Origin of the sequence: Kribbella sp. NPDC005582 (genome assembly GCF_040605415.1) — a bacterium.
Taxonomy (GTDB): Bacteria; Actinomycetota; Actinomycetes; order Propionibacteriales; family Kribbellaceae; genus Kribbella.
Window position 1 is genome coordinate 1180294 of record NZ_JBEXCU010000002.1, and the last position, 21567, is coordinate 1201860.

General features: G+C 67.3%; 24 protein-coding genes. 9 read left to right on the forward strand and 15 right to left on the reverse strand.

Annotated elements, in window-relative coordinates:
* The first annotated feature begins 72 nt into the window (after positions 1-72).
* On the forward strand, positions 73-4518 hold the full coding sequence (locus tag ABZS29_RS17200; RefSeq protein WP_355462884.1) for a glycoside hydrolase family 88 protein: 4446 nt from the start codon (positions 73-75) through the stop codon (positions 4516-4518).
* A 60-nt stretch (positions 4519-4578) separates the two neighbouring features.
* Entirely contained in the window at positions 4579-5574 is a 996-nt protein-coding gene (locus ABZS29_RS17205) for a chitinase (protein ID WP_355462886.1), read from the forward strand.
* A 48-nt stretch (positions 5575-5622) separates the two neighbouring features.
* On the opposite strand, the gene ABZS29_RS17210 is transcribed toward ABZS29_RS17205, so the two are convergent.
* From ABZS29_RS17210 to ABZS29_RS17225, 4 genes are read right to left on the reverse strand one after another with little or no spacing between them, the layout of a single operon-like run.
* Positions 5623-6051, reverse strand: coding sequence for an OsmC family protein (locus tag ABZS29_RS17210; protein WP_355462888.1), 429 nt, complete (start codon positions 6049-6051; stop codon positions 5623-5625).
* A gap of 28 nt (positions 6052-6079) precedes the next feature.
* Positions 6080-6499 (reverse strand): globin, encoded by a 420-nt coding sequence (locus tag ABZS29_RS17215; protein ID WP_355462890.1) that lies wholly within the window; start codon positions 6497-6499, stop codon positions 6080-6082.
* Positions 6500-6514: 15 nt separating this feature from the next.
* Positions 6515-6931, reverse strand: a complete 417-nt coding sequence (locus ABZS29_RS17220; RefSeq protein WP_355462892.1) for an acyl-CoA thioesterase — start codon at positions 6929-6931, stop codon at positions 6515-6517.
* A complete protein-coding gene (locus ABZS29_RS17225) occupies positions 6928-7353 on the reverse strand; it encodes a thioesterase family protein (RefSeq protein WP_355462893.1) in 426 nt (141 codons plus the stop codon). The genes ABZS29_RS17220 and ABZS29_RS17225 overlap by 4 nt, the downstream gene beginning before the upstream one ends.
* A 91-nt stretch (positions 7354-7444) precedes the next feature.
* Here ABZS29_RS17225 and ABZS29_RS17230 point away from each other — a divergent pair, with 91 nt between their 5' ends.
* Both ABZS29_RS17230 and ABZS29_RS17235 read left to right on the forward strand, forming a co-directional pair.
* Positions 7445-8200 (forward strand): SDR family oxidoreductase, encoded by a 756-nt coding sequence (locus tag ABZS29_RS17230; protein WP_355462895.1) that lies wholly within the window; start codon positions 7445-7447, stop codon positions 8198-8200.
* A gap of 12 nt (positions 8201-8212) precedes the next feature.
* A complete protein-coding gene (locus tag ABZS29_RS17235; protein WP_355462897.1) occupies positions 8213-8668 on the forward strand; it encodes a MaoC family dehydratase in 456 nt (151 codons plus the stop codon).
* On the opposite strand, the gene ABZS29_RS17240 is transcribed toward ABZS29_RS17235, so the two are convergent.
* The 3 genes from ABZS29_RS17240 to ABZS29_RS17250 form a co-directional block, all read right to left on the reverse strand.
* A complete protein-coding gene (locus tag ABZS29_RS17240) occupies positions 8665-9549 on the reverse strand; it encodes a GNAT family N-acetyltransferase (RefSeq protein ID WP_355462899.1) in 885 nt (294 codons plus the stop codon). The two genes, ABZS29_RS17235 and ABZS29_RS17240, sit on opposite strands and share 4 nt — an antisense overlap.
* A gap of 103 nt (positions 9550-9652) precedes the next feature.
* Entirely contained in the window at positions 9653-10555 is a 903-nt protein-coding gene (locus ABZS29_RS17245; RefSeq protein WP_355462901.1) for a GNAT family N-acetyltransferase, read from the reverse strand.
* A 124-nt stretch (positions 10556-10679) separates the two neighbouring features.
* Positions 10680-11738 carry a WYL domain-containing protein gene (locus ABZS29_RS17250; protein WP_355462903.1) on the reverse strand — a complete coding sequence of 353 codons (1059 nt, stop codon included), beginning with the start codon at positions 11736-11738 and terminating at the stop codon, positions 10680-10682.
* Positions 11739-11791: 53 nt separating this feature from the next.
* Between ABZS29_RS17250 and ABZS29_RS17255 the strand changes: the two genes are divergently transcribed.
* A complete protein-coding gene (locus tag ABZS29_RS17255) occupies positions 11792-12358 on the forward strand; it encodes a TIGR03086 family metal-binding protein (protein ID WP_355462904.1) in 567 nt (188 codons plus the stop codon).
* Here ABZS29_RS17255 and ABZS29_RS17260 read toward each other — a convergent pair.
* From ABZS29_RS17260 to ABZS29_RS17270, 3 genes are read right to left on the reverse strand one after another with little or no spacing between them, the layout of a single operon-like run.
* A complete protein-coding gene (locus ABZS29_RS17260; RefSeq protein ID WP_355462906.1) occupies positions 12355-13110 on the reverse strand; it encodes an SDR family oxidoreductase in 756 nt (251 codons plus the stop codon). The two genes, ABZS29_RS17255 and ABZS29_RS17260, sit on opposite strands and share 4 nt — an antisense overlap.
* A complete protein-coding gene (locus tag ABZS29_RS17265; RefSeq protein ID WP_355462907.1) occupies positions 13110-14330 on the reverse strand; it encodes an acetyl-CoA C-acetyltransferase in 1221 nt (406 codons plus the stop codon). The genes ABZS29_RS17260 and ABZS29_RS17265 overlap by 1 nt, the downstream gene beginning before the upstream one ends.
* A gap of 15 nt (positions 14331-14345) precedes the next feature.
* Positions 14346-15491: an acyl-CoA dehydrogenase family protein gene (locus ABZS29_RS17270; protein WP_355462909.1), complete on the reverse strand. Its 1146-nt coding sequence runs from the start codon at positions 15489-15491 to the stop codon at positions 14346-14348.
* Between the two features lie 74 nt (positions 15492-15565).
* Here ABZS29_RS17270 and ABZS29_RS17275 point away from each other — a divergent pair, with 74 nt between their 5' ends.
* Entirely contained in the window at positions 15566-16165 is a 600-nt protein-coding gene (locus ABZS29_RS17275; RefSeq protein ID WP_355462911.1) for a TetR/AcrR family transcriptional regulator, read from the forward strand.
* A 46-nt stretch (positions 16166-16211) separates the two neighbouring features.
* Here the strand turns inward: ABZS29_RS17275 and ABZS29_RS17280 are convergent, their stop codons facing one another.
* The gene (locus ABZS29_RS17280; RefSeq protein ID WP_355462913.1) at positions 16212-16778 is read right to left on the reverse strand and encodes a YceI family protein; all 567 of its coding nucleotides are present in this window, start codon (positions 16776-16778) and stop codon (positions 16212-16214) included.
* A gap of 133 nt (positions 16779-16911) precedes the next feature.
* Between ABZS29_RS17280 and ABZS29_RS17285 the strand changes: the two genes are divergently transcribed.
* Positions 16912-17376, forward strand: coding sequence for a MarR family transcriptional regulator (locus ABZS29_RS17285; RefSeq protein WP_355462914.1), 465 nt, complete (start codon positions 16912-16914; stop codon positions 17374-17376).
* Here ABZS29_RS17285 and ABZS29_RS17290 read toward each other — a convergent pair whose 3' ends face one another.
* On the reverse strand, positions 17377-18723 hold the full coding sequence (locus tag ABZS29_RS17290; protein ID WP_355462916.1) for an NAD(P)/FAD-dependent oxidoreductase: 1347 nt from the start codon (positions 18721-18723) through the stop codon (positions 17377-17379).
* 87 nt (positions 18724-18810) lie between these two features.
* Here ABZS29_RS17290 and ABZS29_RS17295 point away from each other — a divergent pair, with 87 nt between their 5' ends.
* Together ABZS29_RS17295 and ABZS29_RS17300 are read left to right on the forward strand one after the other, a co-directional pair.
* On the forward strand, positions 18811-19245 hold the full coding sequence (locus ABZS29_RS17295; protein ID WP_355462918.1) for a MarR family transcriptional regulator: 435 nt from the start codon (positions 18811-18813) through the stop codon (positions 19243-19245).
* Between the two features lie 41 nt (positions 19246-19286).
* Positions 19287-20159: an aminoglycoside phosphotransferase family protein gene (locus tag ABZS29_RS17300; protein WP_355462920.1), complete on the forward strand. Its 873-nt coding sequence runs from the start codon at positions 19287-19289 to the stop codon at positions 20157-20159.
* Here ABZS29_RS17300 and ABZS29_RS17305 read toward each other — a convergent pair.
* The 3 genes from ABZS29_RS17305 to ABZS29_RS17315 are packed head-to-tail and all read right to left on the reverse strand — an operon-like array spanning position 20143 to position 21565.
* Positions 20143-20763, reverse strand: coding sequence for a dihydrofolate reductase family protein (locus tag ABZS29_RS17305; protein WP_355462921.1), 621 nt, complete (start codon positions 20761-20763; stop codon positions 20143-20145). The genes ABZS29_RS17300 and ABZS29_RS17305 overlap by 17 nt on opposite strands.
* Positions 20760-21230, reverse strand: a complete 471-nt coding sequence (locus ABZS29_RS17310) for an SRPBCC domain-containing protein (RefSeq protein WP_355462923.1) — start codon at positions 21228-21230, stop codon at positions 20760-20762. The genes ABZS29_RS17305 and ABZS29_RS17310 overlap by 4 nt, the downstream gene beginning before the upstream one ends.
* Positions 21227-21565, reverse strand: a complete 339-nt coding sequence (locus ABZS29_RS17315; protein WP_355462925.1) for a metalloregulator ArsR/SmtB family transcription factor — start codon at positions 21563-21565, stop codon at positions 21227-21229. Before ABZS29_RS17315 ends, ABZS29_RS17310 begins: the two co-directional genes overlap by 4 nt.
* Positions 21566-21567 lie beyond the last annotated feature (2 nt).

Sequence of the window (21567 nt, forward strand, 5' to 3'; positions counted from 1 at the left end):
CGAGGGTCATCATCGCTGGTGATTAGGAAACCTTCCTAACCAAATCCGACGCCCCCGGTTTTGGAGCTAGCGATGCGCGTACCCGCCCTCCGCCGCGCCCTGGCGGCACTCCTGTCCATCCCCCTCCTCGCCACCTCTGTCGTCGCTCTTCCGACCCCCGCGCAGGCCGAGGTGCAGCATCCCCGGCAGCAGTTCCTCCGCGACTCCGTCGGCGGACTGTTCCTGCACTGGGGGATGCGCACGTCCCCCGGCTACACGAGTTGCAGCGGCTGGGAGAACGCCGTGACCGCCGGCGGCTGGGACCCGGCGTACTGGGTCCGGGAGGCCCAGAAGCTGCACACGCAGTACCTCGTGCTGGCCACCTTCCACAGCCGGCTCGGCTACGCCCGGCCGTGGCCGAGCGCGATCCCCGGCAGTTGCCACACCGGCCGCGACCTGGTCCGCGAGACCATCGACGCCGCCTCCGCACAGGGCCTGAAGGTCATCCTCTACATGACCGACGACCCGCAGTGGCATGCCGACGGCCTGCCGGACGGCAAGGACTGGCTCGATTCCGCCGCCTACTCGAAGTACAAGGGACGCTCGGTCGACCTGACCACACGGGACGGATTCGGCGAGTTCAGCTACGACAACTTCGTCGAGGTGATGCAGCGCTACCCCGACCTCGGCGGGTTCTGGATCGACAACGACAACGCCTACTGGGAGCGCAACGGGCTCTACGAGCGGATCCGGCGCGAGCGCCCGTCGTACACGCTGAGCAACAACAACGAGGACACGCCGATCATGGACATGATCAGCAACGAGCAGAAGACCGGCATGTCCCCGGCCTACGACTACCCGCAGGCCGTCTACACCGCGGCGCCGCGGCTGATCGAGGCCGACTTCAAGCTGCCCTCGACCGGCGCCTGGTGGTACGGCGGCTCCGATCCGGCCGTCGATCCGGCCCTGACGATCGGCCGGCTGGTCAGCAACGCGGGCTCGTCGATCAAGGCACTGATGGCCGAGACGGCGATGGTCAACGGCCGCTTCCCGGCCCATCAGGAGAGTTTCAACAACCTTCTTGACAAATTTCTGCGGCCGATCTGGCCGTCGATCGCCGGTACCGAGGGCGGCGGCTACCTGTATGGCGGCCTGCAGCCCGGGTTCTGGAACGACGGCGCCCACGGGGTCACGACGATCAGCCGCAGCAACCCCGACGAGCACTACCTCCACGTGCTGACCCGGCCGTCCACCAGCACCCTGCGGATCCGCGACAACGGCTACCGCGTCGCCCGGGTGACCAACCTGCGCACCGGTGCCGTCATCCCGTACTCACAGGCACGCGGCGTCCTCACCCTGACCGGCATCTCCAGCTGGGACCAGTACGACACTGTCTTCAAGGTCGAGACGGCCGGACGCGAGGGCATCCTGCGAGCCCCCACCAGCGCACCCGCTGCGGCAGACGGCAGCTATCTGACCTTCTGGGACACCAACAAGACCACTCCGGTCTCGCTGCGCTACGACCTCGGCTCGGCCAGGCCGGTCCGCTACCTCGGGATCAACCAGCGCGAGGACTCCGTCGCCTACGCGCGTTCTGCGACCGAACAGTCCGCCCGCATCAAGGACTACCGCGTCTACGCCAGTGCGGACGGTACGAACTGGGGAGCACCGATCAAGACCGGTACGCTGCCCAGCCGCCGCGGTGTCGCCTTCATCGACCTCCCGGCGACCTCCACCCGGTATCTCCGGCTGGAGGTCCTCAACACTCACGCTGCCTCCAGCGACACCACCCGCTACAAGCGGCTGCGCATCGACGAGACCTGGGTCGGTACGTCGTACGCCCGGGCAGTCGGCGCGGCGTACGACGGCTCCCGCGGTACGGCGAGCCCGTACGACGCCGGCTTCCAGACCGTTGCCGGGTACTGCGCGACCGACTCCGCGCAGAACTGCCCTGAACCCTTGCTGGACAACGGTCTGGCGCGGACACCCCCGATGGGCTTCAACAACTGGAACTCGACCAAGTGCTCCAGCGCCTTCAACGAGGCGATGATCAAGAGCATCGCGGACCTGTTCGTGAGCCGCGGCCTCAAGGACGCCGGATACCAGTACGTCAACATCGACGACTGCTGGGCGCTCCCGCAACGCAACGCACAGGGCAACCTGGTTCCCGACCCGGCACGTTTCCCGAACGGCATCAAAAGCCTCGCGGACTACGTGCACGGCAAGGGGCTCAAGTTCGGTATCTACACCAGCGCCGGCACCAAGACCTGCAACACCGCCGGGTTCCCGGGCGGTCTCGGTCACGAGCAGCAGGACGCCAATCTGTTCGCCTCCTGGGGTGTCGACTACCTCAAGTACGACAACTGCAACAACCAGGGTGTGGATGCCCAGCAGCGCTACAAAGCCATGCGGGACGCCCTGCTGAACACCGGGCGCCCGATCACGTACTCGATCTGCGAGTGGGGCCGTACCGGTCCGCCGCCGGTGTGGGTGTGGGGCAAGGACGTCGGCAACCTGTGGCGCACCACCGGTGACATCAGCGACAACTGGACCAGCATGATCGGCAAGGCGCAGGCCAACCGTGTCCTCGCCCAGTACGCCGGGCCCGGGCACTGGAACGATCCGGACATGCTCGAGGTCGGCAATGGCGGGATGACTGCGACCGAGTACCGCACGCACCTGAGCCTGTGGGCGATGATGTCGGCGCCCCTGCTGATCGGCACCGACCTGCGCAAGGCATCGGCCGAGACCTTCGACCTGCTGACCAATCACGACGTGATCGCGGTCGACCAGGACAAGCTCGGCCGCCAGGGCACTGTGGTCAGCTCCTCGGGCGGACTGGTTGTCTACGGCAAGACTCTGGCCAACGGGGACCGCGCTGTCGCCCTGTCCAACGAGACGGGGTCGACAGCCACCATCTCGACGACGACCGCGGCTCTGGGGCTGGGCGGCTCCAGCTCCTACACGCTGAAAGACCTGTGGAGCAAGGCGATTCGGAACACCACAGGTTCGATCAGCGCCTCGGTCCCGGCGCACGCCACGGTCCTGTACCGCGTCTCCCGCGCCGGAAGCACCACGCGGTACGAGGCCGAGGCGGCGGCGTACTCAGGTGGCAGCACGGTCGACACCGACCACTCCGGCTTCTCAGGCAACGGCTTCGTCAACACGCCCAACACGATCGGCAGCTACGTGCAGTGGACGGTCAACAGCTCGCAGCCCGGCCCGGCCACGCTCACCTTCGACCACGCCAATGGCACCACCGCCAACCGGGCCGTGGACATCGCGGTCAACGGGATGGTGGTCGCCAGAAACGTCGCGGTTCCCACTACTGGCGCCTGGACGCTCTGGCGCACGCTCGTCGTCAACGCGAACCTCACTGCGGGTTCCAACACCGTCCGCGTGACAGCAACGACAGCCGACGGCGCTCCGAACCTGGACTATCTCGACGTCACCTCTCCCCCCAGCGCCTTCGCCCCGGACTGGTCGGTGGCGATGGTCGACTCGACGATGGCGCGCTACCAGCCGGCCACGATCGGCGGCTGGTCCTATCCGGTCGGCCTCTATCTCTACGGGCAGTACCTGGTCTACGAGCGGACGAAGAACCCCAAATACCTCACCTACCTCAAGTCGTGGGTGGACAGGTTCGTGGATTCGTCCGGGAACATCACCAACAGCTTCAACAACCTCGACAGCATGCTCTCCGGCCGGCTCCTCGTCCTGCTGCACCATGAGACCGGCGACAACCGCTACAAGATCGCTGCGACCAAGATCCGCACCAGACTCGACAGCTATCCGCGAACCGCCGACGGCGGCTTCTGGCACGCCACCAGCCGGCAACACCAGCTCTGGGGTGACGGGGTGTTCATGGTCGACCCGTTCCTCGCGGAGTACGGTCGCGAGTTCGGCGACTCGACCTATACCAGCAAGGAGACCGTCAGCCAGCTGCTGACGTACGCGAGTCACCTGCAGCAACCCAACGGCCTCCTACGCCACGCGTACGACGAGGCTCGCACCCAGAGCTGGGCGGATCCGAAGACGGGGCTGTCGCCGGAGGTGTGGTGCCGGGCCGAGGGCTGGTACGGGATGGCGGTGATCGACGTCCTGGAGGCGGCACCCGCCGACCAGCCGCGCCGGGCCGAGCTGATCGACGTACTGCGGCGACTGGTGGCGGCATACGCGCACTACCAGGACCCGAAGACCGGTCGGTGGTTCCAGGTCGTCGACAAGGGCGGCCGAAGCGACAACTGGACCGAGACGTCGTGCTCGTCGATGTACACGTTCGTCATCTCGCGCGCGGTGCAGCGTGGGTACGTCGCGGCGTCGTACCAGACCGTGGCCGACCGCGGGTACCAAGGAGTGCTCGCGAAGATCTCGCTCGGCAGCGACGGGCGGACCAACCTGAAGGACATCAGCGTCGGCACCAACGTCGGCGACTACGCGTACTACGCCGGGCGGACGCGCGCGACCAACGACTTCCACGGTCTCGGCGCCTTCCTGATCATGAACGAACAGTTCCACCGAACTGTTGACAATCATTAGGAAACCTTCCTAACTTTGGCCCCGGCTCACTCTTGCCCGCCCCCAGGATTGGAGTTCGAGATGCGCTTGCGCACGCTCACCATCGCCGCCTCCGCGGTCGCCACCGGTGCCCTGGTGCTCGGTGCCGCCACGACAGTCCAGGCCGCCCCGACCGCGATCCAGGCCGATCCCGCCTCGATCGGCGCCGCGCCGTACCTGTATCTCGGCTGGGGCAACCCGCAGAAGCCGACCGACGTGATGAAGGCGGCCGGGAACCAGTGGTTCACGATGGCCTTCGTGCTGTCCGACGGCGGCTGCAACCCGAAGTGGGACGGCGACCGCAGCCTGACCGGCGGCTCCGACCAGTCCGCGATCAACAGCATCCGCGCGGCCGGCGGCGACGTGATCCCCTCGTTCGGCGGCTGGGACGGCAACAAGCTCGGTATCAAGTGCACCTCGGCCTCCGCCCTGGCCGGCGCCTACCAGAAGGTGATCAACGCCTTCGGGCTGAAGGCGATCGACATCGACATCGAGAACACCGAGTTCCAGAACAACACCGTCCAGCAGCGGGTCGTGGACGCGCTGAAGACGATCCGGAACAACAACGCCGGGCTGAAGATCTACCTCACGATGGGCACCGAGCAGACCGGCCCGGACTCGTGGGGCAGCAGCCTGATCACCAAGGCGAAGAACTCCGGCTTCACCCCGGACGGCTGGGTGCTGATGCCGTTCGACTTCGGGGCCGGCTCGGGCAACATGGCCACGCTGACCCAGCAGGCCTCCGAGGGCCTCAAGGCCAAGCTGAAGAGCGCCTACGGCTGGAGCGACGACACGGCGTACCGGCACATGGGCATCTCGTCGATGAACGGCAAGACCGACGACAACGAGACCGTCCGGCTGACCGACTTCCAGCAGATGCTCGGCTACGCCCAGCAGCACCACCTGGCCCGGTTCACCTTCTGGGCCGTCAACCGGGACCGGCAGTGCGGCAGCGGCGGTGACGCCGGCTCGGACTGCAGCGGGATCTCACAGACGGCATACGCCTTCACGAAGGTCGTCGCGCAGTTCCACGGCTGACAAACACAGAGCGCCCCAGTCCACCTGGACTGGGGCGCTCTCGCATGTTCAGGCGGTGAAGGTGACGTCCAGCGTGATCGTCGTACCGGCCAGCGCCTGGGAGACCGGGCAGTTCTTCTTCGCGTCCTCGGCGAACTCGGCGAACTCGTCGGCGGTCAGGCCCGGCACCTTGCCGTTGACCGACAGCACGATCCCGGTGATGCCCTCACCCGGCTGGAAGGTGACGTCGGCGGAGGTGTCCAGGGACTCCGGTGCGTTGCCGCCCTGGGCCAGCGCGTGCGACAGCGCCATCGAGAAGCACGCCGAGTGCGCGGCCGCGATCAGCTCTTCCGGGCTGGTCTTGCCGTTCGCGTCGTTGGCGCGTGACGCCCACGAGACGTCGAAGGTGCCGACCCCGGAGGACTCCAGGGCGACCTGCCCGGCGCCCTCGATCAGCGAGCCTTCCCAGTGCGTCTTGGCCGTACGAGTGGTTGCCATGCTCGAGTTCTCTCCTCGGGGAGTAGGTCTACTTGCCGGACACGTCGATCGCGCCCGGGTACTGCGGTTCGTCGGTGTTCACCATGCTGTGCGCGGCCATCACCATGTACCGCCAGATCTCCTCGTCCCGATCGGGCGGCAGGGCGATCTCGTCCAGTGCGGCGCGCATGTGGCCCAGCCAGCGGTCCCGCGAGCTCGGCGTGACCGCGAACGGCGCGTGCCGCATCCGCAGCCGCGGATGTCCGCGCTCGTCGGAGTAGGTCTTCGGTCCGCCCCAGTACTGCTCCAGAAACATCCGGAACCGCACCTCGGCCGGACCGAGGTCCTCCTCGGGGTACATCGGGCGTAGCTCGGGGTCGGCGGCGACGCCACGGTAGAAGGCCGCCACCAGCCGGTGGAAGGTGTCCGCCCCACCGACGGCGTCGTAGAAGCTCTCTGCGTCACTCATGTCGGTTCCAGTGTCTCAAGTCGACCTAACGGCGCTGAGGAGGGCTGCCCGCTCGGGCTCGAACAGCTCGCGTTTGGCGTGCGTGACGCCGTCCACGGCGACGATCACCGAGACCGCCTTCGCGTACACGTCCTCCGCGCCGCCGCTGCGGTCGACGATCCGCGAGCCCATCGTGTACGACGTCGTACCGACGGACTCGATCCACACGTCCACGTCGTACGGCGGGTGCCGGAGCAGGATCGGGCGCAGGTAGTCGACGGTCTGACTGACCAGGACGCACGGATAGTCGGCGAAGTAGTCCTGGGTCTCGGCCAGCTGACTCAGGAACGCGATCCGGGCTTCCTGCAGATAGTCGAAGTACCGGACGTTGTTCACGTGGTCGTAGGAGTCGATGTCCGACCAGCGAACCAGCACGGGGTGCGTGAAGGTCATTTGCCCACCAGCTTCGACAGCACTTCGCGCTCTTCCGGGGTGATCCGGCGCAGGCGGTTGGCCTTGAAGTCGAACGGGACCAGTTTGGTCCGGGCCTCGACGTACGTCGTCCTGGTCGGCTCGACGTCGAGGATCTCGTAGTCGACGGTGAACTGGGCCGCCTTGATCTCGCTGATCCACAGCTCGATCCGGACCGGCTCGGGACGGAACCGCAACGGCGCGCGGTACTGGACTTCGTGCCGGGCGACCAGCAGCCCGGTATCCAGGGTGTCCGCGCCGAGGTCGGCGGCGGTCCGGAACAGGAAGTCCACGCGGGCGTCCTGGAGGTAGTCGACGTACTTGCCGTTGTTCACGTGACCCAGCGCGTCCATGTCGCCCCATCGCAGCGGACAGAAGTAAACGTGCCGGTTGTGATGATCCACACGGCGATCATCGCATCCTGAGCACTCCCGGGCTCACACAGCGTGGGTAATGTCATCCCCAGCAACGAGTACCTACCGGTAGGGAGCGGCGATGACGCAGCAGCGAGTGGCGATCGTGACCGGGGCAGCCCGGGGAATCGGCGCGGCCGTCGCGCTCCGGCTGGCCAAGGACGGGAACGCGGTCGCGGTCCTCGACCTGGACGAAGGCGCCTGTGAAGGCACCGTCAAGGCGATCACCGAGGCCGGCGGCAAGGCCGTCGCGATCGGTGCCGACGTGAGCAAGGCCGACCAGGTCGCCGCCGCGGTCGAGCGGGTGGTGGCCGAGCTCGGCGCCCCGACGATCCTGGTGAACAACGCCGGCGTGCTGCGCGACAACCTGCTCTTCAAGATGTCCGAGGACGACTGGGACACCGTGATGTCGGTGCACCTCAAGGGCAGCTTCCTGATGTCGAAGGCCGTCCAGGCGCACATGGTCGAGGCCGGTTACGGCCGGATGGTGTTCCTGTCGTCGACCTCCGCACTGGGCAACCGCGGCCAGGCGAACTACGCCTCCGCGAAGGCCGGCCTGCAGGGCCTGGCCAAGACGCTCGCCTTCGAGCTGGGCAAGTTCGGCGTCACCGCGAACGCGATCGCGCCGGGCTTCATCGAGACCGACATGACCGCGGCGACCGCGGCCCGGGTCGGCGTGGACTTCGAGGAGTTCAAGAAGGCCACCGCGGCCTCGATCCCGGTGCAGCGCACCGGTAAGCCCGAGGACATCGCCGCCGCCGCGTCGTTCTTCTGCAGCGAGGAGTCCGGCTTCGTCTCCGGCCAGGTTTTGTACGTCGCCGGTGGACCCCGGAACTGAGGGGTTTCGACCATGGCGAAGTCGTTCAACGGTGTCGACGAAGTAGCGAACGCGGTCGGCACCTCGCTCGGCGAGACCGAGTGGCTCGAGATCACCCAGGAGCAGGTGAACCAGTTCGCCGAGGCCACCGGGGACCACCAGTGGATCCACGTCGATGTCGAACGCGCAACCAAGGGCCCGTACGGCGGCACGATCGCCCACGGGTACCTGACGCTGAGCCTGATCGCGCGCTTCGGCGAGGAGCTGTTCTCCGTCTCCGGCGTCACCGCGAAGCTCAACTACGGCGTGAACAAGGTCCGGTTCCCGACGCCGGTCCCGGTCGGCTCGCGAGTCCGTGCCGGCGCCTCGATCGCCAACGCCGCCGAGACCCCGGCCGGCGTCCAGGTCTCGCTCAACTGGGTCATCGAGCTGGAGAACTCCGCCAAGCCGGCCTGCGTCGCGGAGACCGTCGTACTGCTCGTTCCTTAAAGGGGACAGACCATCACCGAGTGAGTGGCGACGCGGTAGTAGCCGAGCCACTCGTTCACGGCGAGCATCGGCGCATTGCCGTCGTAGTTGGCGGTGTAGCAGTTCTGCACCCCGGCTGCGGCGGCCCGATGCAGGGCGGCGGCCTTGACCAGCTTGGCCAGCCCGCGGCCCCGGAACTCCGGCATCGTCGCGGTCATCTGTGACCACACCTTCGTGTGATCGCCGTTGCCCAACGTGAACGCGGCGATCTCACCGGCGTACAGGGCCGCCACGCTGAGGTCGAGAACCATCACCGGCGACTCCCAGATCGCCCACAACCATTCGCCGTACGGCCGGGCAACGATCTTGGCATCGCCCGGTTTGGTGCGTTGGGCAATCACATCGGCCGCGTAGAGCTGGTGCGGATCGGCTTCGTTCAGCGGGATCAGGTCGACCCCGGACGGCAGCTCTGGAAGGTCCGGCGCCTTCCGCGGATCGATCCCGGCATAGTGCACCTGCCGCGTCTGGCGATAGCCCCAACGGCCGGCCCACTCCCCTGCCGACGGTTCCGCGAACACGCGTGCGGTGGTCGCTCCCGCGGCACGTAGTACGTCGTGAGCCGCGTCGACCAGCCGGGTTCCGATCCCCTGTCCGCGGTACTCCGGGCGAACGAGCACCCGCAACTGTCCGTCGAGCGGATCGGAGCCGGCGATCAACCCGGTCGTCGCCGTCCCCACGACGTGGTCACCGTCCACTGCGGTGAACGTCCCCTGCCCGGGCGCCGGCGGCGTCGTCAGCCGGTCCCGCAGTCCGACCTCGGTGACCACGAGGTAGGGCGCGAGCTGGTCGTGCAGAGCGAGTAAGCCGGCGAGATCGCCCTCTTCAGCAGCCCTGATCTCCATGAGAACTCCTTCACCGAAGTTCCCCGGAAGATAACCTGTGCCGTGGTGGATATTGCAGACATTGTCACGTTACAGGTCGATATCACCACGGCACGTAGCCGAATCAGAAGGCGCGCAGCAAGGCCAGCTCGGTCTGGACCCGGCGGTAGCCGAGCCAGTTGTTGACGGCAAGCATCGCGCCGTTCTCGTCGTCGTTGGACGTGTAGGCGGCGGTGATACCGGCCGCGGCGCAGCGCCGCAGGGCGACCGACTTGACCAGCTTGGCCAGCCCGCGCCCCCGGTACGCCGGGATCGTGCCGGTCATCCCCGACCAGGCCCGATCGCCGTCGGTCTCGACCGCGGTGTAGCAGACCACCTCGGACCCGACCATCGCGGCAACGCTGAGCGACTTGTCGAGACCAGGCGCCGTCCAGATCTCTTCCAGCCATTCGTCGTAGTCGGCCGTGTCCATCGGGTAGTCGCTCGGCTCGTCGAGCGAAGCGACCGTGTCGGCCAGGAACACCTGCCGCGGTTCGAGCTGGTCCACAGTCACCAGCGTGATGTCCTCCGGAGTCGGCGGCTGCGGCGGCAGCACGGCCGTCTGCACCCCGGAGTAGTGCACCTGGCGGGTGCCGTCGTAGCCCCGGTTGCGGGCGAACTCCAGACCGTCCGGTGGCGCGAACGTGCGCGCCCGCACCGCACCGATCTCGGTCAGGTGCTGGTGCAACCGGTCCGCGAGCGTGCTGCCGATTCCCTGCTTGCGCAGGTCAGGGTGCACGTAGATCGAGATGTTGCTCTGGCCCGCTTCGCTGGTCCAGACGTTCAGTCCCGCCGAACCCCAGCCGACCACCTGACCATCGGTCTCGGCGACCAGGGCGAGGAACCGCTCGGCCGGCGACGAGACGGTGATCATGTGCCGGGCCGCGTCCACCGACATGATCTTGTACTCGTAGACAGCCCGGCGCAGCGCCGCGACCGCCTCGGCGTCGGCACTGGTCACCGGCCGGATCTGTACCCCTGTCGTCATGGTCGGACGATAGACAGCGACACTCGCGCCACGCCACGGATTTACGGTCCGAACCGAACAGCAACGTGATCGCAACCGCCGCGCGCGGTCTGTGATTCGGTCGTGCGCCTCCGGGGGATTAGAGTTACCCGGTGCTGTTGGACTGAACGCCCCGACCGCCGGAAGCGCCATCGTGCTGGGACACGACGTGGTCACCGGCGGCGGGGAGTCCGCCGTAGAGCGCAACGGCTCCGCGAGCCAGCTCCAGCAACCGCTCCCGCAGGTCGGCCGGGCCGAGCACTTCGACCTCAGGCCCGAAGGCGATCAGAATCCCGCACGCGGCCTCGCGAACGCGAAAGTCCAGCTCCAGCCCGGTCCACTCGTCGTCACTGGGAACCTCACGCGGGATGGCGCCCTTCGACAGGAACGGCGTGACCACGCGCCGCAGAATGTCGACCCGATCGGGACGCACCCGCACAATCGCCTGAACACCGGTCGGTCCAGAGCCCTGCTCCAGGTTGGCCCGTAGCCGCTCCCACTCGGCTCTGACGTCCAGACCGGCTGGTCGGTCCGCCGCCTCTTCCAGGACGTCGACCTGCTCGATCCGCGACACCCGGTACATCCGTGCGGAGCCCCGGTGTGCGGCCACCAGATACCAGCGCCCGGCTTGCTCAACCAGCCCCCACGGATCGACGGTACGGCGTTGCAGCCCGCTGCTCGCTGATGCGTAACGCAGTCGCACGCGACGCTCGGCCACCACGGCCTGCCGCAGTACCGGCAAAGCGCCGTGGTCCTCGGCCTCGGCGAACCAGCGCCGGCGGTCCACCACGATCGCACTGGAGAGCGCAGCGGCGTCATCCTGCAGTTCTGCCGGCAGAGTCGCGGAGAGCTTGCCCATGGCCGACTTGAGGCTCGTCCGCAGCCCTAACTCGTCCGACAGCTCGGACCGGCCGGACCACGCGAACAGTGCCTGCGCCTCGCGCGGCGTCAGCCCACTGACGTCAGCGCGGTACCCCGGGAGCAGCACGCAACCGCCGTTGCGCCCGCGTTCGGCGTACACGGGAACGCCGGCGGCTGACAGCGCCTCCATGTCCCGCATCACCGTGCGCTTGGACACTTCCAGCCGCTCGGCCAGCTCCCGCGTGCTCAGCCGCGCATGGCGCTGCAGCAACAGGATGATCTGCAACAACCGGTCGGCTCGCACTTGGTCAGAATAGGCGACAGAAGATGTCACCTATCAAGCCCGAAGGTAGGGACATGACGAATGCTGACCCACGCCCCCTGTTCATCCGTGCACTCGACCAGACCCAGAACCTCATCGACCGTGTCAGTCCTGACCAGCTGACGCTGTCGACCCCGTGCCCGGAGTACGACGTCCGCACGCTGCTCGGTCACCTGCTCTCGGTCGTGCACCGCATCGACCTCGCACTGTCGGGCGGCGACCCACTGACGATTCCGTCGGTGACCGACAGCCCGGACATTCCCGGCACCTGGAAGCAACACCGGACTGCGCTCGACGAGACCCTGACCGACGACGGCATCCTCGAGCGGATCTGCAAGCTGCCGTTCGGCACGTTCCCGGGCGCAGCAGCACTCGCCGCCTACACCGGCGAGCTCACCACGCACTCGTGGGACCTGGGGAAAGCGACCGGCCGACTCGACCAGCTCGACGACGCACTAGCCAACCAGGTACTGCCGATGCTCGTCCGGTTCCTTCCGGCTGAGCCGCGTGGCGGACACATCCCGTTCGGTCCGGTCGTACCGGTCGCCGACGACGCATCACCGTACGACCGGTTGGCGGCCTGGCAGGGCCGGCAGCCCTAGCCGGCGATACCGCCGTTGAGGGTGAGGCCACCGTCGATCGTGATGGTCTGACCGGTGATCCAGGACGCCTCGTCGGAGAGCAGGAACCACACCAGCGAGGCGACATCCTCGGGGCGGCCGAGCCGGGCCAGCGGGTACGTCCCGGCCACCTCGTCCTCACGCCCTTCGTAGAGAGCTCCGGCGAACTTGGTCTTCACGACCGCCGGAGCCACTGCGTTGATCCGGATCTCGGGTGCGAGCTCGAGGGCCAACTCCGCCGTGACGCGGGACAGCATCGCCTTGGTCGCGCCGTACCAGCCGATTCCGGGCGACGGCGAGAGTCCCGCCAGCGACGACACGTTGACCACCGCGCCGCCGTGGTTGCCCATCCAAGCGTCCCGGCAGGCCTTCACCCAGGAGATCGTGGCCAGCACGTTGGTGTCGACCATCTTCGCGGCGACACCGGCCTCGATGTCGAGCAGGTCGCCGTAGATCGGGTTGATCCCGGTGTTGTTGACCAGCAGATCCAACGACCCGTACGTCGCGACCGCGGCCGCGACCGTGGCGCCGCGATGAGCGCCGTCCGCGGTGTTGCCCGCGATCCCGAGGGCATGCGGGCGGCCGCCCAACGACTCGACGGCCGCGTCGAGAGCCTCTTGGTTGCGACCGGTGATGACGACGCGAGCGCCGTCCGCGACCAGCCGGTGGGCGATCGCCAGCCCGATTCCGCGAGAGGCTCCGGTGACGATCGCCGTACGGTTCTCGAGGCTCATCAGCTGAGGCGCTCCAGGACGATGGCCATGCCCTGACCGCCGCCGACGCACATCGTCTCGAGGCCGAACTGCTTGTCCTCGAACTGCAGACCGTTCACCAGGGTCGTCATGATCCGGGCACCGGTCGAGCCGAACGGGTGACCGAGCGCGATCGCGCCGCCGTGCACGTTCAGCCGATCCTCTTCGATGCCGAGTTCGCGCGCCGAGCCGATCACCTGGACCGCGAAGGCCTCGTTGATCTCGACCAGGTCGATGTCGCCGATGCTCATCCCGGCGCGGGCCAGCGCCTGCTTCGACGCCTCGACCGGACCGAGGCCCATGATCTCGGGCGACAGACCACTCACGCCGGTGGACACGATCCGGGCCAGCGGGGTCAGGCCGAGCTCACGCGCCTTGGTGTCGCTCATGATCACGACCGCGGCCGCGCCGTCGTTCAGCGGGCAGCAGTTGCCGGCGGTCACGGTGCCGTCGGGACGGAACACCGGCTTCAGGCCGCTGACGCCCTCGAGCGTCGTACCGGCCCGGGGGCCGTCGTCCTTGCTGACGACCGTGCCGTCGGGCAGCGTCACGGGTGAGATCTCGCGCTCGAAGAAGCCGTTGTTGATCGCCTTCTCAGCCAGGTTCTGCGAGCGGACGCCGAACGCGTCCTGGTCCGCGCGGCTGATCCCCTTGAGGGTCGCGACGTTCTCCGCGGTCTGCCCCATCGAGATGTAGATGTCCGGCAGGTAGCCGTCCTCGCGCGGGTCGTGCCAGGTCTCGTTGGTCTCCGCGTACTTCGCCGTCCGCGCGACCGCGTCGGTGAACTGCTCGTTGAACGAGCTCGGGTCGCCGACGCCGGCGGAGCCGAAGTTCTTGTACCGCGAGACGCACTCGACGCCGGCGCTGACGAAGATGTCACCCTCACCGGCCTTGATCGCGTGGAAGGCCATCCGCGCGGTCTGGGTCGAGGACGCGCAGAACCGGTTGACCGTGGTGGCGGGCACGGTGTCCCAGCCCAGCTGCACCGCGACCCGGCGGGCCATGTTGCCGCCGTGCTCGTCGTGCGGCTCCGCGCACCCGAGCATCAGGTCCTCGATCTGGTCGCCGGTCAGACCGATCTTGTCGGTCGCCGCCTTGATCATCTGGACCGCGAGATCGTCGGGCCGGATGGTGGTCAGCGACCCCTTGTTCGCACGGCCGATCGGCGAGCGGGCGGTCGAGACGATGACTGCTTCAGGCATTTCGCGAGTCTCCTTCTACAGGCCGAGGTCGCGGCCGATGAGTTCCTTCATGATCTCGTTCGAACCGGCCCAGATCTTGGTGACGCGCGCGTCCCGCCAAGCGCGGGCGACGCGGTACTCGTTCATGTAGCCGTAGCCGCCGTGCAGCTGGACACAGGCGTCGAGCACCTCGTTCTGCACGTGGGCGCTCCACCACTTGGTCTTGGCCGCGTCCACGGCGGTCAGCCGGTTCTCGTCGTGCGCGACCACGCCGTTGTCGACGTACGCCTGGGTGACCTCGACCTTGGTGACGAGCTCGGCGATCAGGAACTTGTTGTACTGGAACGAGCCGACCGGCTGGCCGAAGGCCTTGCGCTGCTTCACGTACTCGATGGTCTCGTCGAGGATCTGGGCGGCGTGCGCGATGTTCGACACCGCGGCGCCGATCCGCTCCTGGGCGAGGCGCTCCATCATGTGGATGAAGCCGCGGTCGAGCTCGCCGAGAACGTTGTCATCGGCAACGAAGAGGTCCTCGAAGAACAGTTCCGAGGTGCCCGACTCGGTCTGCCCGACCTTGTCCAGCTTGCGCCCGCGGGCGAAGCCCTCCATCCCTTCCTCGACGACGAACAGCGTGATGCCCTTCGCGCCCTTCTCCGGGGTGGTCCGGGCGGCCACGATCACCAGGTCGGCCATGTCGCCGTTGGTGATGAAGGTCTTGGACCCGTTCAGCACCCAGCCGCCGTCGGCCTTCTTCGCGGTCGTCTTCAGCGCGGCCAGGTCGGAGCCGCCGGACGGCTCGGTCATGCCGATCGCGGCGACGTACTCACCGGAGCAGAACTTCGGCAGCCAGCGCTGCTTCTGCTCCTCGGTGCCGAGGTCGACGAAGTACGGCGCGGCGCAGTCGTAGTGGATGCCGAAGCAGCTCGACAGCGAGGCGGAGACCTTCGAGACCTCCTCGGCGAACACCTGGTTGAACCGGTAGTCGCCGACGCTGGAGCCGCCGTACTCCTCGGGGACGTCGAGACCGAGGAAGCCCTGCTTGCCGGCTTCGAGCCAGGCGGCCCGGTCGATCGTCTTCTCCTCGAGGAACTGCTCCATCCGCGGTACCAGCGACCGGTCGCAGTACTCCTTGGCACTGGCCCGGAAGGCGTGGTGATCCTCGTTGAAGATGACGCGGTCCATCGGGTGCCTCCGAGCTCGTGTGATCTGTGGCTAAGCGCTTGCTTAGCTTCACCCGTTTGGTGCAGGGTGTCAACGTGTCCGCAGTCACCGATCCCCTCGATTGGGCCCACGTCGAGCCCGCCGCCGCGCGCCGGCTGCTGACGGGCGCCATCGACGCGTTCGCCGAGCGCGGCTTCCAGGCGACGACGACCCGCGACATCGCGTCCCGCGCCGGCATGAGCCCGGCCGCGCTCTACGTGCACTACCCGTCCAAGGAGCGTCTGCTCTTCGACATCAGCCTCTACGGCCACAACGCGGCACTCGCGATCCTGCGATCGGCCAACGTCGGCGAGACTCCCGCGGATCGCCTCCGCTCGCTGGTCGCCGCCTTCACCGCGTGGCATGCGCGGCACCACACCATCGCGCACGTGGTGCAGTACGAGCTGAACGCCCTGTCGCCCGAACACCTGGCCGAGGTCGCGACGATCCGCCGGGCCATCTCCACGGAGATCGAGCAGGTGCTGGCGGACGGCGTACGGGACGGATCGTTCGCCGTACCGGACCTGCCTGGTACGACGCTCGCCGTACTGTCACTGTCGATCGACGTGGCGCGGTGGTACACGCCGCATCGGGGCGACCCGGACGCCTTGGGCAAGCTCTACGGAGACCTCGCCCACCGCATGGTCCAGGCATGACGAAGCCCCGCACCCACCCGGGATGCGGGGCTTTCGGGTCTTACCTTCAGGCCTGCAGTGCGGCCTGGATGTCGAGGTGGATGTCCACCTTGTCGCCGATCAGGAGCTTGCCACCCTCGAGCGGGACGTTGAAGTCGATGCCGAACTCCTTGCGGCTGATCGAGGTGGAGGCCTCGAAGCCGAGGATGGTCTGGCCGTAGGCGTTCTGCTCGACGCCGAGGAACTCGAAGGCGAGCTCGACCGGCTTGGTGACGTTCTTGATGGTCAGGTCGCCGGCCAGGATGTAGTCGTCACCCTCGGCCTTGAGCGCGGTGCTCACGAACGTCATCTTCGGGGAGTTCTCGGCGTCGAAGAAGTCGCCGGAGCGCAGGTGGCCGTCGCGCTGCTCGTTGCGGGTGTGCACCGAGGCCAGCTCGATGCTCACGTTGGCGGTCGAGTCCTCGAGCGAGTCCTTGACGACGATCTCGCCGCTGAACTCCTGGAAGGTGCCGCGCACCTTGGTCATCAGGTGCCGAACGGTGAAGCCGATCTCGGTGTGCGCCGCGTCGAGGGCGTACGTGCCCGAAACCAGGCCGGGGATGGTGGTGGTGGGGGTGCTGACGGTCTCGGTCATGAGGTCCTCTCAGGAAGTACAGGCTATGTCGGGGGCGACGTGGTCAGTGTCGGGTTGTTGTGTCAACCTGTTGATCACGACACTACGGATCAACGGTTTAAAAGTCAACTACATTCCCGGTACACTGGTCCACGTGACGACGACGACTGAGACCCGGTGGCTGAACGCCGAGCAGCAGGTGGCCTGGCGCGCCTACCTGCTGGGCACCGCACGCCTGATGGCCAAGCTGGACGACGACCTGCGCCGCTTCGGCATCGGTATCAACGACTACGAGATCCTGGTCCGCCTCTCGGAGTCGCCCGATCGGCGGCTGCGGATGGCCGACCTGGCCGACCGCCTGCACCAGAGCCGGTCGCGACTGACCCACACGATCGGACGGCTGGAAGCGGCCGAGCTGGTCCGCCGCACGTCGTGCACGAGCGACAAGCGCGGCGTCTGGGCGGAGCTGACCGACGCGGGCCACAACCTGCTGGTCGAGGCCGCACCGACCCATGTCGAGGGCGTCCGGGAGAACCTGGTCGACCTGGCGAGCCCCGAGGACTTCGCCGCGGTCGGTCGTGTCTTCGACGCCGTCTCCGAGCACATCGGCCAGCACTGATCAGAGCTTGAGTTCCAGTTCGTCGCGGTCGGCGCCGCGGTAGGCCAGCATCGAGTCACGCATGCGACGCTTCAACGACGGCACGTTGTTGACGGTGCGCATCGCGGTGCGCAGGCCGGCCAGCGCCACCCGGCCGATCACGGGCTTGTGGACGGGATCGGCCGAGGTCATCTGCGCGCGGGACTTGAGGACCGCGTCGAAGCCGTAGTCGATCATCTTCGCCTCGTACTCGCGGACCGCCGGAATCAGCTCGCTGCGGCCGTCCCGGACCTCGATCAACTGGCGACAGAGGTTCACGGCGTCGCGCAGCGCGGTGTTCGCCCCGACGCCGCGACCTGGCGTCATGGTGTGGATCGCATCCCCGAGCAGGGTCACATTCGTCGTCTCCCAGGGCTTGAGCGGCACCGAGGTCCGGATGTTCACCGGGAAGCAGGTGCCCGGATCGGTCAGCTCGAACAGTCGGCGCAGATTCGGGTGCCAGCCGGGCGTGAGCTCGAGCGCGGCATCGACCAGATCTTTTCCGGCGAGCTCCATGATGTTCGCCGGGAGCTTGTCCTTCGTCGCTGACAGCCCCCAGTTGATGTAGTCGCGGGTGTTGTCGAACTGCAGGCCCGGCCAACGCCGGATCAGCTCCTCGGTGTTGCCGCCGATACCGTCCTTGACGTTGCCGTCGCGGTCCCACTGGAACTCCATCACATGCAGGATGCAGGCCAGTCCGCGCGGGGCGTTGACCAGGGTGATCCCTTCGAAGACCTTCGCCGGAACCAGCGCTGCGCTCTCCGGCGTGATCGGCAACTTGCCGGCGATCGCGACGATCCCGGTCTCTTCCGTTTTCGCGTGCGGGAGATATTGCCGCCGTACGCGGGAGCCGGCTCCGTCCGCGGCGACCAGCAGGTCGCCGGTGGCCGCCGTACCGTCGGTGAAGTGGGCCGTCACCTGGTCACCGTGCTGCTCGAAGCGGGTGAACTCCTTGCCGTACTCGACCACGTCATCCAGGCCGGTCAGCAGAACCTGCCGCATCGTCATCCGGCTGATCGACTTCTCACTCTCGACCGGATCGGTGACCGGCGGCAGCTCCAGCGAGAGCACCTCCTTGAGGTCCTCGGTGAGCATGTTGAAGTACTTCGGATCGCGGGCTCTGGTCGCCACGAACGTGTCGTACAGCTCGGGCGGTAGCAGCGCGTGCAGCGCTCGGCTGCCGTCCGGGTCGATGCCGACCCGATAGCCGTGCAGGCCGTCGGTGCGCAGCGCGTCGCGCTCGAACACCGCCACCTCGATGCCGGCCCGCAGTAGCCCGTGAGCCAACGCCAGCCCGCCGGTTCCGGCACCGATCACCAACACCTTCATGGTCTTCTCCTCGGATCTTCAAGTATCTTGGAGTTTCGAGTATCTTGGAAATCCGAGAGAATTACAAGCTCTATGCTGAGGCAGACCATGACGAAAGCCAGACAAGAGCTCACCGCCGAGATCCAGCAGCAGGTGATTCGGTTCATCGCGGACGTGATCCTGTTCAACCACTCGGTCTCGGCCAAGCTCGGGCTGGGCGCCAGCGACTCGCAGTTCATGACGCTGCTGCAGACCCACGGCCCGCTCACGCCGCGCCAGCTCGCGGAGTTCAGCGGCCTCACCTCCGGCACGGTCACCGGAGTCATCGACCGGCTGGAGTCGCACGGCTTCGTCAGTCGCAAGGCGGATCCTTCCGACCGCCGCAAGGTCCTGGTGACGCCGTCACTGGAGGCGATCCAGCAGACCTTCCTGCCGCTGTACGCCGAGCAGGGCGCCCGCATGCAGTCGGTCCTCGCGAACCGGACCGACGACGAACTGCGGACCATCCTCGCGTTCTTCGCCGACTCTGTAGCCGCCGACTAAAGCGTTGGCCCGGCACTCGCATCTCCCGACAGACTCGAGCTGTGACAGACCACCATCAGGACGGCCGCGCCGGCATCTCCGCAGAGCTGGTACGGCGCTTGCTCGTCGACCAGTTCCCGAAGTGGGCCGAACTACCGATCGCTCCGGTCAAGGTCGACGGCTGGGACAACCGCACGTACCGGCTCGGCGCCGAACTGACCGCGCGCCTGCCCACCGCCGCGGCGTACGCGGCCGCCGTCGACAAGGAACACCAGTGGCTGCCGATCCTGGCGCCGGCGCTTCCCGTCCCCATTCCTGAGGCCGTCGCCAAAGGCGAGCCAGGGCAAGGCTATCCGCACCGCTGGGCGATCCGCCGGTGGATAGACGGCTCCACGGCGTCTCTCGAAACCGTTGCCGATCTGGACGAGTTCGCCCGGGCTGTGGCGTCGTTCATCCTGGCTCTGCAGCAGTGTGATGCGTCCGGCGGACCATTGGCCGGCGCGCACAGCTTCTACCGAGGCGGCCCGCCGGCGCACTACCACTCGGAGACCGTCGAAGCGCTCGCGTCACTGAAGGAACGGATCAACGCCGACCTCGCCCGCGAGGTGTGGGAGGCCGCACTGGCGACTTCCTGGGACCGGCCGCCGGTCTGGTTCCACGGAGACATTGCCCATGGCAACTTGTTGGTCCAGGACGGCCGGCTCTCGGCCGTCATCGACTTCGGCACCTCGGGCGTCGGCGATCCGGCCTGCGATCTCGTGATCGCCTATACCTTCTTCTCCGGCTCGTCGCGTTCCGTCTTTCGCGATGCCGTTCAGCAGGACGCGGGCACCTGGGCGCGCGCCCGCGGCTGGGCGCTTTGGAAGGCACTCATCACCGAGGACCTGCCGGTCGTCGAGCGCGTCCTCGACGACCACCTCACACAAACGCAGTAACGCCTTCGTACGACGCGGTCGGCGCGGCGCCTTGGTTCTCATACTCGAGGAGCATCAGACCGCTCGGCGTTGCCTCGTGCTTGGTCAGCTTCAGTCCGGCCGTGCCGTCCGAATGCTCGAACAACCGTCGACCTGCCCCGATGACCGTCGGCGCCACGACCAGCCGCACCAGGTCGACCAGGCCGGCCTTCACCAGGGCATCGCCGAGACGCGCGCTGCCGTGGATCTGGAGTTCGTTACCTGTTGCTTTCTTCAACTCTGCAACGTCTTCCAGGCTGCTGACGACGGTCGTGGGGTTCCACGAGCCTTCGGTGAGGGTCCGAGTCACGACGTACTTCGGCAGGGCGTTCATCCGCTCGGTGAACGGGTCGTCGGGGTCTGTGATCTGCGGCCAGTCGCGCGCGAACGCGTCGTACGTGCGGCGTCCGAGCAGTAGGCCGTCGGCCAACGCCAGCCACTCGGCAGTACGCCGTACGAAGGTTTCGTCGATGAACGGGACGAGCCAGCCGCCACGCGTGAAGCCGTCGGTCGTGTCCTCGGTCGGGGAACCCGGGCCCTGGCTGACGCCGTCCAGGGTGACGAACTCGGTCAGGACGAGCTTCACCGGACCGCCTCGACCAGCTCGGCGAGCTGTCTGGTGACAGTCCCCCACCCATCGGCGAATCCCAGCTCCGCATGGCGTTTCCGCGACGCCGGATCGCCATGCCGTACGACGATCCGGTAGTCGGTGCCGTCGGCGTGATCGGCCAGGACGATCTCGGCCACCATCGTGACCGGCTCCGGATTGGCCGGCCGCCAGGCGCTGTCGATCGCGTTCGTGAACACGATCCGCTCCAGCTCCTCGACCACCAGGAAGGTTGCATCCATCTGCGGAACGAAGTCCACGCCGTCGTCGCTCATCTGAGTCACCAGAGCACCACCAGCCCGCGCCTCGAGACGCTCGACCCGGCAAACCGTCGGCGCCGGAACCCACCACTTCGCGAAACTCACCGGGTCGGTCCAGGCCTTCCACACCACTGCTCGCGGTGCGCGAATGACTCGCTCCACGGTCAGATCCAGGTCGGGGTTCATGACTGCTCCTCCATCGATTCGGTGACGAACTGCTCCAGGCGATCAGTGCGGTCCGTCCAGATCCGCCGCTGCTCGGCGAGCCAGTCGTCCACCAGCTCCAGCCGTTCGCGATCGAGCACACAGGTCCGCACCCGGCCGGTCTTGACCGTCCGGATCAACCCGTTCGACTCCAGCGTCCGGACATGCTTCATGAACGACGGCAACGTCATCGGGAACTCGGCGGCCAGCTCCCCCACGCTCGTCGGTCCGCGCCCGAGCCGCCGGATCACCTCCCGCCGGGTCGGATCCGCCAGCGCAACGAACACTCCGTCGACCTCGCGCGAATACTGTGCCATGA